We start from the raw sequence: 13,138 nt of genomic DNA on the forward strand, positions 1-13,138 counted from the left end.
CCCCCCCCCCCCCCCCCCCCCCCCCCCCCCCCCCCCCCCCCCCCCCCCCCCCCCCCCCCCCCCCCCCCCCCCCCCCCCCCCCCCCCCCCGCCTCCCGGATGTTCACCGCATCGCCCGCACCCTCGTCCACCAGCGCGGACGCTCAGGGTGCGGGCGGGCGCGTCACATGGGGGTCCGCGTCACCTTCAGGTCGTACGCGAAAGAGGGGTCGCAGGACAGCGACGCGGTCTCACCGAGGACGTCGACGGTGACGCTGGAGCTGAGCTGCCGGTGAACGCCGTGGGTGACGACGACCCAGGTGGGCTCCCGGTAGACGTCGTGGATCCGGGTCGACTCTCCGGTGAACGCGTAGGTACCGCGGATCGTCGCCGTTCCCGCGTCGCCCCCGTTCTCGCCGAAGTGCTCGATGGGCACGTCGGCGGAGACCGAACCGTTCTGGAACAGCTGCGCGGGCTCCGAGCCGCCGCCGTACTCCCCGTCGGAGCCCTCGATGTTGACCGACACGAAGGATCCGTACTGGGAGTTGTCGTACAGATCCACCAGGACGGACCTGTCTCCCGCCCGGCCCTGGCAGGACAGCACGTGACCTCTCTCGTACGAGGTCGTCGCACCGCTGCCCGCCTCGGCGGACGACGCCTGTGCCGTCATCGCGGGAAGACCCGCGGCCATGACCGCGACGCCGGCCACCAGGGCCGCGCGCATCGCATGCTTCTTCACAACTCGCCTCCGTAGAAAGTTGAACAACCACTTCCTAAGACAAGCGAGCCGTGCCGGGGAACTGAGTAATCGTTACTCGATGTCGGTGCTCGCGGCACCGTCCGAGCACGCAACCCGTCCCGGTCGAGGTCTGCCCTAGTTGGTCCCGATCCGGGCCAGCAGGTCGACGATCCGGGCCTGCACCTCCGCGCTGGTGGAGCGCTCCGCGAGGAACAGCACGGTCTCGCCGGACGCCAGCCGCGGCAGGTCGGCCGCGTCGACGGCGGCGGTGTAGACGACGAGCGGGGTGCGGTTGAGCTGCCCGTTGGCGCGCAGCCAGTCGACGATCCCCGCCCGGCGCAGCTGCACCTGCAGCAGATCCATCACGACCAGGTTCGGCCGGAACTGTCCCGCCAGCGCCACCGCGTCCGCGTCGCTCGCGGCCCGCGCCACCTGCATCCCGCGCCGCTCCAGCGTCGCGGTCAGCGCCAGCGCGATCTCCGCGTGCTCCTCGATCAGCAGTACGCGCGGCGGGTGCTGCTCGCTGTCGCGCGGCGCGAGCGCCTTCAGCAGAACGGCCGGATCGGCGCCGTACGCCGCCTCGCGCGTCGCCTGCCCCAGGCCCGCCGTCACCATCACCGGCACCTCGGCGGCCACCGCCGCCTGCCGCAGCGACTGCAGCGCGGTGCGGGTGATCGGACCGGTCAGCGGGTCGACGAACAGTGCGGCCGGGAAGGCGGCGATCTGCGCGTCGACCTCCTCGCGCGAGTGCACGATGACCGGCCGGTAGCCGCGGTCGCTGAGCGCCTGCTGGGTCGTGACGTCCGGGGCCGGCCACACCAGCAGCCGGCGCGGGTTGTCCAGCGGCTCCGGCGGCAGCTCGTCGTCCATCGGCTGCGGCCGGGGCGGATCCGCGACCTCCACCGCTCCGCCCGGACCGTCCAGCGGTTCGGGCCCCTCGGCGGCGTTCTCGTCCGGCGCGCCGATGGCGTACGACCGTCCGGTCCCCTCGGTGCCCGGCTGCGCCGGCCGCGCCTGCCCGGCCAGGGACGCCTGCGGCTGTGGCTGCGCCTGGGCCTGCGGTTGCACCTGGGGCTGGGGCTGTGCTTGCGGCGGCACGGGGACCTGCTCGGCCTGCGGGTGCGGCCGGGCGGCCTGCTCCGCGACCGCGGCCGCGTCGGCCCTCGTACCCAGCTTGCGCCGGCGGCCAGAGCCACCGGGCTGATGCGGCGCGGGCGTCGCGGCCTGCTGCTGGACCTGGGCCGCCTGCCGCGTGAACGGCACACCCTGCCCCAGCGTCCGCACACTGATCGCACGCCCCTGCGTGGAGTTCGGATCGACCGGCGCGACGGCCTCGGCGGGCAGCGGCTGCGCCGCGGCCTCCACCGGCGCCGGGGCAGCGGCGTTCGCCAGGGGCACACCGGCGCCGGAGGTGCCGCCGGTGCCGGGCCAGGGCTGGGCGGGGGCGGCAGCGAGGGCCGGACCGGCGGCCTCGGCGGGCACGGGTTGGGCCGGCACCGGCTGGGCCGGTACGGGCTCGGCGGGGGCGGGCTGCGGGGGCTGCGCGACTGCCGGCTGAGGAATCGCCGGCTGTGCGGCCGGGGGCTGGGCCGGCAGGGGCTGTGCGGGCAGGCCGACCTGCCCGGTCGCGTCCGGTGCGGTGACCGGCTGGCCGAGAGCCGGCTGCACGCTCGACGCCGGGGCGCCCTGCGGGGGAACGGGAGCCCCGGGCTGCACCTCCTGCACCGGAACTCCCTGCGCGGGCGTTCCGGGCGCCACGCCCGGCTGGGCCACGGCACGACGTCGACGCCCCGTCGGCGCGGTCGTGGGGTGCGGCTGGGGCGGGGTGTGGTCGTCGGCCTGGTCGTGCGGAACGGCGTCGTGCCGACCGTCGTCGGGGACAGCGCCACCGGGGACGCCTTGACCGTCCTGGACCAGGGCCTGCGGGTGCCCGGGGACCTGCCCCGGCGCCGGAACCTGAGCCTGCACCGGGACCTGCCCCGGCGCCGGAACCTGAGCCTGCACCGGAACCTGCCCCGGCACTGGAGCCTGGGCCTGCGCCGGAACCTGGGCCTGCGCGGGCAACTGCGGCTGGCCCGGACCCTGCGGTTGACCGGCGCTCTGCGGCTGCGCGGGTGCCTGCGGCCGGCCGGGAACCTGAGGCTGTACCGGAGCTTGCGGCTGGCCGGGTACCTGGGGCTGCACGGGAGCTTGCGGCTGGCCGGGAAGCTGAGGCTGCGCCGGCGCCATACCCGGTGCGGGCGTCACCGCCTGCGCGGGCGCGAGCCCGTGCGCGGGAACAACTCCCTGCGCGGGAACTGCCTGCTGCCCGGGAACGGCCCCCTGTGCGGGAATGACCTGCTGCCCGGGAACGGCCCCCTGCGCAGGCGCGACTCCCTGCGCGGGAACCGGCACGACTCCCTGGGCGGCAACCGGCACGACTCCCTGGGCGGGAACCGGCGTCTGTGCCTGGCCCTGCCCGGCGACGGCCTGCGGCTGACCCGGGACCTGAACCTGCGCGGGAACCTGTCCCTGTACCGGAACCGGTCCCTGCCCGCCCGGCGTGACGGCCCCCGCCCCCGCGGGCGCCCCGGCCACGGCCTCAGCTCCCGCCTCCGTTCCGGCACCCGTCGGCGTCCCACCGGACGGGCGGTCGGCCTCAGCCGGGGGCAGGGCGAACACCGCTCGGGGCCCGGCCTCCTGCGCGGCGGCGCGCTCGTTCGCGGCGGCCAGGGCCCGTCGCCGCCGCCCGGACGGCTGGGCACCCTCGGCCTGGGCCGACTGGGACGGCTGGACGCTCGAGTCCGGCTGAGGGGCGGACGGAGCCGGCAGGGCCGGCGGCAACGCCTGCTGCCCGCCGTCGTCACGCCGGGCACGGTGGTGTCCGGCGCCCGGCGCCGGCACGCCCTGCGGCGGCACGGTGCCGCCCAGCCCGGTCCCCACGGCGGCGGTCCCGGCCGCGTGCTCGGCAGCCGTCACGACGGCGCCCTCGGAGACGCCCTCCCCGGCGCCCTCGGCAGGCCGCCCCCGGCGTCGCCCCGTACCGCCGGAACCCTCGACGGCCGCCTGCGCCTGCGCTGGTACCTGCCCCTGCTCCTGCCCCTGTGCCTGCGCCTGGGCGGCAGCCTCCTCGGCCGCACGCCTCCGGCGCCGTCCGGTGGGCGCGCTGCCCTCCGTGTCGCCCGCTTCGGCCGTCCCGGGCCCGCCCGGGACCTCGCTGTCCAGGAAGGCGTCGACGGAGGACCGCCGGGCCCGCCGCCGCCCACCGCCCGGCTGCTCGGCCGGTACCGCCCCTTCGACGGCCGGCGCCCCGGCCATCGGCGCCCCGGCCATCGGGACCTCGGCCACCGGAGCCTCGATGACCGCGACCTCGGCGGCCGGAACGGCCCCGGCGCCACCGCCGATGGGCACCTCGAGCACGTAGGCGCTGCCGCTCATGCCCGGCACTTCGTGTGTCTGCAGCACGCCGCCGTGGGCGCGCACGATCCCACGCACGATCGGCTCGTGCACCGGGTCGCCCCCGGCGTACGGCCCGCGCACCTCGATCCGTACGACCTCACCGCGCTGCGCCGCCGCCACCACGACGGTGTTGTCCATGTAACCGCCCGCCGAGACGGGCGTGTTGCCGGTCGCGTCCACCCCCGCGACGTCCGCGACGAGGTGCGCGAGCGCGGTCGCGAGGCGCTGCGGGTCGACCTCGGCCTCGATGGGCGGGGCGTGCACCGCGAACTGCACCCGCCCGGGCCCGATCAGCTCCACCGCCCCGTCGACGCCGGCGGCGACGACGGCGTCGAGCATGACCTTCGTGCGGCTGATCTCCTCGCTGCCGGCGTCGAGGCGCTGGTAGCCGAGGACGTTGTCGATGAGGGAGGTGATCCGTGAGTAACCGGCGGAGAGGTGATGCAGGACCTGGTTGGCCTCGGGCCACAACTGCCCGGCGTCGTCGGCGGCCAGCGTGGCGAGTTCGCGCCGCAGCTCCTCCAGCGGCCCGCGCAGCGACCGGCCGAGCAGCGTCAGCAACTGCTCGTGCCGCCCGGCGAGAGCTTCGTAGCGGTCCTTCTCCCGCTCGCCGAGGGCGGCGTACCGCTCCTCCCCGGCGGCGAGTTCCTCGTCGTGCTGCTCCTGCAACTCCTCGAGTTCGGTGACGTGCTTCTGGCGGAGGGCGGTGAGCTCCGAGGCGTGCTCCTCCTCGATCCGCTCCAGCTCCGCCGCGTGCCGCTTCTCGAGCTCGTTCTTCTCCTCGGCGAGCGCGTCGTAGGGCCGCCGGTCGGTGAAGGTCATGACGGCGCCGACGAGCTGGTCGCCGTCGCGCACGGGCGCGGTCGTCAGGTCGACCGGCAGCGCGTCGCCGTTCTTGGCGAACACCACCTGCCCGCGCACCCGGTGCTTGCGCCCGGAGCGCAGGGTGTCGGCGAGCGGGGACTCGTCGTACGGGAAGGGCGAGCCGTCGGCGCGGGAGTGCAGGACGAGCGTGTGCAGCTCGCGCCCGCCGAGATCGCTGGCCCGGTAGCCGAGGATCTGGGCGGCGGCCGGGTTGACGAGGACGATGCGCCCGTCGGTGTCGGTGCCCACCACGCCCTCGGACGCGGCCCGCAGGATCATCTCGGTCTGCCGCTGCGAGCGGGCCAGCTCGGCTTCGGTGTCCACGGTGCCGGTGAGGTCCCGTACGACGAGCATCAGCAGCTCGTCGCCGCTGTAGCCGTGACTGTCGTACGCCTGGTGGCCGCTCTCCAGATTCGCGCTGGTGACCTCGACGGGGAACTCGGCCCCGTCGGTCCGCCGGGCGATCATCCGCGTCGGCTTGGTCCGGCCGCGCGGGTCCATGTGGTCCGGGCGCCGCATGGACCCCGGGATGAGCTTGGAGTCGAACTGTGGCAGCAGGTCCAGCAGCCCGCGCCCGACGAGGGCGGTCCCCGGCGCCTCGAAGGCCTCGAGCGCGATGGTGTTGGCGTTGACGACGGTCCCGTTGGCGTTGACCAGCACCAACGCGTCGGGAAGCGCGTCCAGTATGGCTGCGAGGCGAGCAGCGCCTCGGGATGGCCTGCTGCTCACGAGACGCTTCCTCCCTGTTACCGCCCTTTGCTGACCGCTCGGGCCATCTTGCCAACCTGCCCGCGACGTGTCACGCGAGGGAGTCTAAGGGCAGCGGTTGCGCTCCCGACGCCGGATGAGAGGGAGGTCGCACAACGAAATGACGCAGAACCCGTGACCCCGCCGTGACCACGTCGCCCGCCCGGGGCCCGGTCTCCGCGGGACTTCCACCTGGCTTCGGTGAAGCCCCGAAGCCCCGATCCCGCCCTGAGACGTGCCGCCGCGAGACGCCGCGTGTGTCACGGCCGTCCGTGGGAATCGAGATCGGGCAGCAGCGGCACGAGCCCGTTCCAGCGGGCGATGCGGCACCCGTCACCGCGGTCGTACACCGCGTCCACCGGCCGTCCGGCCCAGGTGCCGGTGACGTGCGCGGTGGCGGGCCCTCCGTACTGCATGGTGCACACGCTGCCGTCCGGGACGGGGGCGAAGACGTCCGTACCCCACCGGGTCCCCCGGTCGAGCGCGGCGCAGGCGTCGGCGGCGTCGGGGTGACTGCCGCCCGCGGGATGGCAGTACAGCTCGTAGGTCCCGTCCCGCCCCTGGCCGGCGTGGTGCACGGTGACCACGAGGTGATCGCCGCCGCGGTCCTCGTCACGGACGGGCGGCGGCGCGAGCGGACCCGCCGCGGCGTACGCGACGGCGGGCATCACTGCGGGTACGACGGAGAAGGCGGCGACGGTCGCGGCGGTGGCGGCGACGAGGGTGCGGGGGATGGCCTGCAGCATGACCTGACTAACGCGGCAAGCCGCCGGACGTTGCGCGCCACACCCGTCACCGGCAAGGGCTTTGCCCTGCGGGCTTCCGGCCTAGTACCGTGGGAGGCGATTGGTGACACCGCACTCGACTGTGTCATCATCTGCACGCACCACTCGCGCTCGCGCGGGAGGTTGTGCTGGAGGCGTCGCCTAGTCCGGTCTATGGCGCCGCACTGCTAATGCGGTTTGGGCCTTAAAGCCCATCGAGGGTTCAAATCCCTCCGCCTCCGCGCTGCATCACCGAAGCCCCGGTCCCCAGGACCGGGGCTTCGTCGTTCCCGTCCCACCCCCCCCGTGACGGCGTTTTCCCAGGTCACAAGGGGTGGACCAAACGGATTTCACATGGCGGCGGCAGTCATGTAATGTTCTTCCTGTCGCCGGGACGGGGCCGAAAGGACCAGGACAGGCGGAAAACAAAACAAGCACTCGTAGCTTAACGGATAGAGCATCTGACTACGGATCAGAAGGTTGCAGGTTCGAATCCTGCCGAGTGCACTAGAGAGAAGCACCTAGAGTGCTGGTCAGAGGCCCTGAACCGCCCCGGCGGATCGGGGCCTTTGTCGTGTCTGGCGAGTGTTCGTCTCACGGTTTCTCACATTCCCTTTTGGATCATGCTCAGCCGAGCAGTTCGGACAGCTTGTCCGAACCGGCCTTGAGCGACTGCGGATCGGGGTGGACGTAGGTGCGCTTCGTGAACGACAGGTCGCTGTGCCCGGCCCAGGCCGACACAACGGTGTCCGGTACGCCGTTGTTCGCCATCCACGACAGGCAGGCGTGCCGCGCGTCGTACAGACGGACCTTGCGTACGCCCGCCGTCTGCATCCGCTCGTACGCTCGCCGGCGGAGCCAGTCCGTCTTGACCGCGGCCCCCAACTCGTCGACGACGACGCGCCCCGACGCCTCGTAACCCTCGCCCGCGGCCAGGCGCTCGCGCGCCTGGCGGGAGCGGAAGGCTCTCAGCGCGGCAAGGACGATCGTGGGCAGCGGCAGCTTCCGTTCCCCGGACGAGGACTTGGTGTCCTTCTCGATCACCTCACCTGCCACCAGAGTGCGCGTCTCTTCCACGGACACTGTGCCCGTCTCGAGATCGATGTCCGCCCACCGGAGGCCGCAGACCTCCGCCGGCCGCAGACCGATCAGGGACAGCAGCATCACGGCGTACAGTCGGTCACCCGCGACGTGCGCGAGGAAGGTCTTCACCTCATCCTCAGTCCACGGCACGCGCGCCTTCCTGCGAGCCTTGTCGTCCTTTCGGGCCTGCCTCGGAATGGTCACGTGCTCCGCCACGTTCCGCGTCACCAGGCCCCGCCGGATCGCCAGGTTCAACGCGGCCCGAAAGCGGCCGAGCGTCAGGCTCACGGTCCGGACGCTCAAGCCCGTGCCGGGCTTCCCGCCGATGCGACGCGCGCTGGTCAGCATCCAGTCGATGAGCGACTCCACGTCGTCCTCGTTGAGCAGCTGCACCCGCTTCTCGCCAAGGTGCGTGCGGACGTACCGCATCGCGTCCTCGTACGACCGCTTCGTGGCCACCTCCACGTCCCGCGTCGCGCTCTTCAGCCACATGTCCACCACGTCCGACACCGTGGCCTTGGAAGGAGCGACGAACGATCCCGTGGCCTTCTGATGCTGGATCCGCGCGTACTCCGCGACCGCTTCTTTTCTCGTGTCCTTCGTGACCGTCAACTGCCGGCGCTTGCCGGTCGCCGGGTCCTGGCCGATGTCGACGACGAACCGGTACCGGACCTTGCCGCTTGTCAGCGTCACCTTCTTGATGGGGTCAGCCATGCTCGCCTTCCTCGTCGACGTCCCGGTGCGTGTCGGCAAGGGCGGCCTCACGGCCGGCCGCGGTCATGAGGTTGTAGCGGCGCCTCTTACCTCGAGGGCGGGACCAGCGCGTGAAGTCGAGCTGTGCTGTGCCGTCGTCTCCCTCCGGCACGCGCAGCGGGCTCTTCCCGTCTGCCCAGGCCCACGCGGATACCGAGGGCACCGTTCCGCCACCCGTGAGCTGTGCGTCTCCCTCGATGGTGTCGGGCAGCAGTAGAGCCGACGGGTTGACGTCGAGGGCCACGGACAAGGCCATCAGATCATCGACGTCTACCTTGCGGTCGCCGCGTTCCAGCTTGGAGATGGCGGACGCAGCGATCGGCCGGCCTGCCTTACGGAGTGCCTCGGCGAGCTGGTACGTCGAGATCCCCTTGCCAGCTCGGATCCGGCGCACGTTCGCAGCTACGGCTTCGGCGGTGGGGCCCATGGCGACAGCACCGCGGCCTGTCTTCTGCTCGGTCATGAGCTTCAGCCTAGGCGGCAGATGGATCTTTCTGAGCTTCGGAACGTCTGTTATCGTCTGCGGCATGCGTCGAATATAGACGCATCCGATTCCAAACTCAACTCATCCAAGGTGGAAAAGTGCCCGAACAGCTACTTACCGCCAAGCAAGTGCGGTCTGAGTACGGCATCGCTCCGCAGACCCTCGCGAACTACCGGTGGCGAGGCACCGGGCCCGACTACGTCAAGACGGGCCCGGGCAAGTACGCCCGCGTTCGGTACCGCCGCAGCGCAATTGAGCGGTGGATCGAAGAGCACACCATCAAGGCTCGGAGTGACCGATGACGACGGCGGCCCGGCTCAAGCCAGAGAACGAGCGGCCGACGCTCGAGGACGTCCGCGGGTGGCCGGCCACCGTCAGCGTCTGCAGCGCGGCGAACGCCATGGGCATCAGCAAGTCCCAGCTCTACGGGCTGATCAAGCGCGGCGAGTCCCCCGTCAAGACGCTGCCGCTCGGGTCCCGCTGCCTGATCATCACGGCCGACCTGGTCCGTGTCCTGTCAGGCGAGAAGTGAGGAACGCATGAACCACAACGCAAGCGGTCCCCAGGTGCTGCAATCACCTGGGGACCGAAACGACCTCGCAACAGGCTTCGGGTCGGTGCCCATCGTGGCACACGCGCTCGCCTACGCGCAGCACGGCTGGAGCGTCTTCCCCCTCGCGGGCAAGACGCCGGCGATCCCCCGCGCTCACGAGGCGGGGCACCCCTGCCGTGGCGAATGCGGGCAGCACGGCCACGGCTACCACGACGCCACCCGCGACCCCCAGCAGATCGTTGCCTGGTGGCGCCACTACCCCACCGCCGGCATCGGCTTGCCGTGCGCGCCGAACGGCCTGGCCGTGGTCGACATCGACCCGCGCAACGGCGGTCGGTCGACGCTGTGCGACCTCGAGTCGCAGCACGGCCCACTGCCCGGCACGCTCATGCAGATCACCGGAGGGGACGGCCTGCACCTGGTCTACTCCCACCCCGGCACGGACCTGCCCGGCAAGCTCGGACCCGGCATCGACGTGAAGTCCAACGGCTACATCGTCGCCGCGCCCTCGCTTCACCCGTCAGGCACCCGCTACCGCTGGTCGGGCGACGGACGGTTCGGCCACCCGCTCGCCGAGTGGCCGGCGTTCCTCGGTGCCCCGACCGCCCCGGCACGGCCCGCCGTGTCGCCGATCCTGTCGGCGCGTCCGTTCGACGGCCTGGTCGGCCTGGTCGCGTTCGTCCTTGAGGCGCGCGAGGGCGAGCGGAACTCCCGCCTCTTCTGGGCTGGGTGCCGCGCCCTCGAGCTGGTGCGCCTGGGCAAGGTCGACGGCGAGGCGGTGTACGGGGCGCTGATGGACGCGGCGGCCCGCATCGGCCTGTCAGACGCAGAGGCATCGAGGACGCTGCGCAGCGCTGAGCGAGCGCCGCACAGGACGGGAGCTGTCGCGTGACGGACCTGCACGACGCTGCCCGCGAGACGCTCGAGCGCAACGGCATCACCGAGGCCTCGCTCACGCCCCGCCGCACACTGAAGATCACCCGCGCGTCGGACATCGAACCGGAGCCCGTGGTGTGGGCATGGGTCGACGACGGCGAGGGCCGCGTGCCCGCCGGGGCCCTGTCGGTCGCGGCCGGACGGGAGGGCACGGGCAAGTCCTCGTTCGGCATGTGGATGGCCGCGCACATCACGCGCGGCACCCTGCCCGGCTCGTTCCACGGACGGCCGCGCGCGGTGTTCTACGTGGCGGTCGAGGACTCGTGGAAGCAGACGATCGTGCCCCGCCTGATCGGCGCCGGCGCGAACCTCGATCTCGTCTTCCGCGTGGAAGCGGTCGAGGCCGAGTACGGCGAGACGACGCTCAGCCTGCCGCAGGACAACTCCCTGATGGAGCAGGCCATCGCCGAGCACGACGTGGCCCTGGTCGTCCTCGACCCGCTGATGTCGTGCATCGGCAAGGGCATCGACACCCACCGCGAGCGAGACGTGCGCCTGGCCCTCGATCCCCTCGCCCGCATGGCCGACCGTACCGGCGCCGTTCTGCTGGGCATCGCGCACTTCAACAAGGGCAGCAGCACCGACCCGGCCTCGCTCATCACCGGCTCGGGCGCCTTCAAGAACGTCCCTCGCGCCGTCTTCGGCTTCGCCCGTGACGACGACAACGAATGCCGCGTCATGACCCAGGCCAAGAACAGCCTCGGGCGCGCCGACCTCCCCTCGCTCTCGTACGTCATCGAGTCGGCCACCGTACCCACCCGGGCCGGGGACGCCCGCGTGGGCAAGTTCGTCTTCACCGGTCGCGCCGACCGCACCGTCGACGAGATCCTCTCCGCCGGGCAGGAGACCGACAGGGGCGAGCGGGACAACGCCGCCGAGTGGCTGCGCGGCTACCTCGAGAGCCAGGGCGGCGAGGCCTCGAGCAAGGACGTGAAGAAGGCGGCGGCCGCCGACGACATCTCCGAACGCACCCTTCAGCGCGCCATGCGCAAGGCAGGCGTCAAGGCCGAGCGCGCGGGCTTCGGCAAGGGCTCGGTATGGCGCATCATCGAGCACTTCCCCGACACGGAGAGTGAACCCGCTTCGGCAGTCGCGCCACAGTCGCGCCATTCACGCCAGGGTTCGGAGCCTGGCGTGAATGGCGTGAATGGCGGCGCCAATGGCGCGACGCCCGGACAGACATCACTCACGGTGACGCCCCGCGAGGTCAGCCGACACGACCGAGCCGAGCCGGACACAGCCCTGGCGAGGACCGGATGACGGCCCGCCTGCCCTCCTCAGCGCGGCACGTTCGAGCCCCCCGGACAGGAGCGGCGCCCTCGTGACGAACCTTGACCACCCTCCACGCGGACCGCCAACAACGCCCGCACCGCGCACCAGAACACCGAACCAGGAAGGAACCCATGGACCCCAACACGCCCGAGCCGGCCACGCCTCCCACCGAGCCGACCGCCGACTACCGCCAGGCCTCCCCGGCGGAGTACGCCGAAGCGGTCGCCCGCGTCCACAGCCACGGCCACACGGGGCGGACGGTACCGACGACCGCACCGGACGCCGAGCCCGTCGACTACCGCACCGCCTCCGCCGAGGACGTCGCCGAAGCGGTCGGCAACCTCCGCATGTACGGCACCACCCGAACCCCGTCCGTCCGCAGCTACCGCAACAGCAAGTGACAGGAGAACCCATGCACGCCGCAGACACCATCAGCACCACCCGCGCGCACCGCCTGGTCCACGCGTCCCGACAGGGCTGGTTCACCCTGCCCCAGGACGTGCTGAACGACTACGACCAGCTCGTGCAGCTCATCGAGGACGGCCAGGAGACGCGTTCCTACGGCGCCCGCGTCTGGGTCGACAAGAAGCGCGAGCAGCAGGCGGAGGACGTCGCCGTGCGCCTGGGCCAGTTCGGCGCCTGGGGCGCCCTCGAGACCGTCGTCGCCGAGCACCTGCAGCCCGCGCTCGACGAGCGGCTCGACGGTTTCCGCGCCGCGCGCCGTACGGCCGGGCAGTACGCCAACATGACCGGTGCAACTCTCGACATGCTGAGCGAGCCCGACAACGTCCGCTCCGCCATCCTCGAGCTGCACCAGGCAACCGTCTGGTACGGCGCACTGCGCGACGCCTGGTCGACCCTGCGAGGGGAAGGCGAGGACACCGGATCCACCCGCGAGTACATCGCCGATCCGATGGGCAAGGCCAGCCCGCTTGCCGAGATCCGCAACATCCCCGACCTCGTGCCCGAGTGGCGCACCGCCGGCACCGGCTTCGGTCCGGCCTGGCCGTGGGGCACAGGCGCGCCGATGCACATCAAGCTCGGCTGGCTGATCGACCACGACGCCGTGTTCTGGATGCCCAGCAAGCGCCAGCAGGACGCCGAGTACCAGCGCATCATCCGCAACGCCGCCGCGTGACTCGGGGAGCGCCGCTCCGCCACCCTGCGCCAGGGTGGCCCGTGGCCGCAGCCGCAGCGTGGTCGACCGTCTGAGCGCAGCAGCCGCAGCGCGGAACTGCACGCAGGACGCCAGCACAGCCCACAGGCTGGGTGTGCTGGCGTCCTGCTGTGTTCGGAGTCGTGCGTTCGCCCGCGCAGGGGTGGGGGCGCACCCGCGCGGGCGCGCGCACAGAAGACCGCGGGGGAGGGCACTCTCTCTGTGTACGGGTCTGGGAGACCCCACACGAGGCGTCAATCGGCCCCGGCTTGGCCACGCCTCCCGCTTCCGCGGCCGCCAGGCCGGCGCCCTCGAGGACTCCGTGCCACCTGCGCTGATCGTCTCCGCTCAGGGAGCCGACTGCCTCGAGC

Annotated in this window: 11 protein-coding genes and 2 tRNA genes; 8 read left to right on the plus strand and 5 right to left on the minus strand. The window is 72.4% G+C overall.

Annotated elements, in window-relative coordinates:
* Positions 1–162 precede the first annotated feature (162 nt).
* The 3 genes from ACZ5GT_RS18050 to ACZ5GT_RS18060 form a co-directional block, all read right to left on the minus strand.
* Positions 163–717, minus strand: coding sequence for a hypothetical protein (locus ACZ5GT_RS18050; protein WP_469024286.1), 555 nt, complete (start codon positions 715–717; stop codon positions 163–165).
* Positions 718–852: 135 nt separating this feature from the next.
* Positions 853–5,748: a PAS domain-containing protein gene (locus ACZ5GT_RS18055; protein ID WP_469024293.1), complete on the minus strand. Its 4,896-nt coding sequence runs from the start codon at positions 5,746–5,748 to the stop codon at positions 853–855.
* Between the two features lie 278 nt (positions 5,749–6,026).
* Entirely contained in the window at positions 6,027–6,512 is a 486-nt protein-coding gene (locus ACZ5GT_RS18060) for an SSI family serine proteinase inhibitor (RefSeq protein WP_469024300.1), read from the minus strand.
* Positions 6,513–6,681: 169 nt separating this feature from the next.
* Between ACZ5GT_RS18060 and ACZ5GT_RS18065 the strand changes: the two genes are divergently transcribed.
* Together ACZ5GT_RS18065 and ACZ5GT_RS18070 are read left to right on the plus strand one after the other, a co-directional pair.
* Positions 6,682–6,772, plus strand: a tRNA-Ser gene (locus ACZ5GT_RS18065).
* Positions 6,773–6,964: 192 nt separating this feature from the next.
* A tRNA-Arg gene (locus ACZ5GT_RS18070) sits at positions 6,965–7,037 on the plus strand.
* A 120-nt stretch (positions 7,038–7,157) separates the two neighbouring features.
* On the opposite strand, the gene ACZ5GT_RS18075 is transcribed toward ACZ5GT_RS18070, so the two are convergent.
* Positions 7,158–8,327, minus strand: a complete 1,170-nt coding sequence (locus ACZ5GT_RS18075; RefSeq protein WP_469024304.1) for a tyrosine-type recombinase/integrase — start codon at positions 8,325–8,327, stop codon at positions 7,158–7,160.
* Positions 8,320–8,895: a helix-turn-helix domain-containing protein gene (locus tag ACZ5GT_RS18080; protein ID WP_469024308.1), complete on the minus strand. Its 576-nt coding sequence runs from the start codon at positions 8,893–8,895 to the stop codon at positions 8,320–8,322. Before ACZ5GT_RS18080 ends, ACZ5GT_RS18075 begins: the two co-directional genes overlap by 8 nt.
* Before the next feature lie 53 nt (positions 8,896–8,948).
* Between ACZ5GT_RS18080 and ACZ5GT_RS18085 the strand changes: the two genes are divergently transcribed.
* The 6 genes from ACZ5GT_RS18085 to ACZ5GT_RS18110 all read left to right on the plus strand — a co-directional run bounded on the left by ACZ5GT_RS18085 (position 8,949) and on the right by ACZ5GT_RS18110 (position 12,749).
* The gene (locus ACZ5GT_RS18085) at positions 8,949–9,152 is read left to right on the plus strand and encodes a helix-turn-helix transcriptional regulator (RefSeq protein ID WP_469024312.1); all 204 of its coding nucleotides are present in this window, start codon (positions 8,949–8,951) and stop codon (positions 9,150–9,152) included.
* Positions 9,149–9,382: a DNA-binding protein gene (locus tag ACZ5GT_RS18090; RefSeq protein ID WP_469024316.1), complete on the plus strand. Its 234-nt coding sequence runs from the start codon at positions 9,149–9,151 to the stop codon at positions 9,380–9,382. Before ACZ5GT_RS18085 ends, ACZ5GT_RS18090 begins: the two co-directional genes overlap by 4 nt.
* Before the next feature lie 85 nt (positions 9,383–9,467).
* The gene (locus ACZ5GT_RS18095) at positions 9,468–10,295 is read left to right on the plus strand and encodes a bifunctional DNA primase/polymerase (RefSeq protein WP_469024318.1); all 828 of its coding nucleotides are present in this window, start codon (positions 9,468–9,470) and stop codon (positions 10,293–10,295) included.
* On the plus strand, positions 10,292–11,599 hold the full coding sequence (locus ACZ5GT_RS18100; RefSeq protein WP_469024321.1) for an AAA family ATPase: 1,308 nt from the start codon (positions 10,292–10,294) through the stop codon (positions 11,597–11,599). The genes ACZ5GT_RS18095 and ACZ5GT_RS18100 overlap by 4 nt, the downstream gene beginning before the upstream one ends.
* 143 nt (positions 11,600–11,742) lie before the next feature.
* Positions 11,743–12,012, plus strand: a complete 270-nt coding sequence (locus ACZ5GT_RS18105; protein WP_469024324.1) for a hypothetical protein — start codon at positions 11,743–11,745, stop codon at positions 12,010–12,012.
* An 11-nt stretch (positions 12,013–12,023) separates the two neighbouring features.
* A complete protein-coding gene (locus tag ACZ5GT_RS18110) occupies positions 12,024–12,749 on the plus strand; it encodes a hypothetical protein (RefSeq protein WP_469024327.1) in 726 nt (241 codons plus the stop codon).
* Positions 12,750–13,138 lie beyond the last annotated feature (389 nt).

The sequence above is a fragment of the Streptomyces sp. NPDC031340 genome, assembly GCF_055569945.1.

Excerpts from the sequence above, each read along its gene's own strand:
- ACZ5GT_RS18060 (WP_469024300.1), bottom strand. The coding sequence starts at position 6,512 with ATGCTGCAGGCCATCCCCCGCACCCTCGTCGCCGCCACCGCCGCGACC.
- ACZ5GT_RS18075 (WP_469024304.1), bottom strand. The coding sequence starts at position 8,327 with ATGGCTGACCCCATCAAGAAGGTGACGCTGACAAGCGGCAAGGTCCGG.
- ACZ5GT_RS18080 (WP_469024308.1), bottom strand. The coding sequence starts at position 8,895 with ATGCCGCAGACGATAACAGACGTTCCGAAGCTCAGAAAGATCCATCTG.
- ACZ5GT_RS18090 (WP_469024316.1), top strand. The coding sequence starts at position 9,149 with ATGACGACGGCGGCCCGGCTCAAGCCAGAGAACGAGCGGCCGACGCTC.
- ACZ5GT_RS18105 (WP_469024324.1), top strand. The coding sequence starts at position 11,743 with ATGGACCCCAACACGCCCGAGCCGGCCACGCCTCCCACCGAGCCGACC.
- ACZ5GT_RS18110 (WP_469024327.1), top strand. The coding sequence starts at position 12,024 with ATGCACGCCGCAGACACCATCAGCACCACCCGCGCGCACCGCCTGGTC.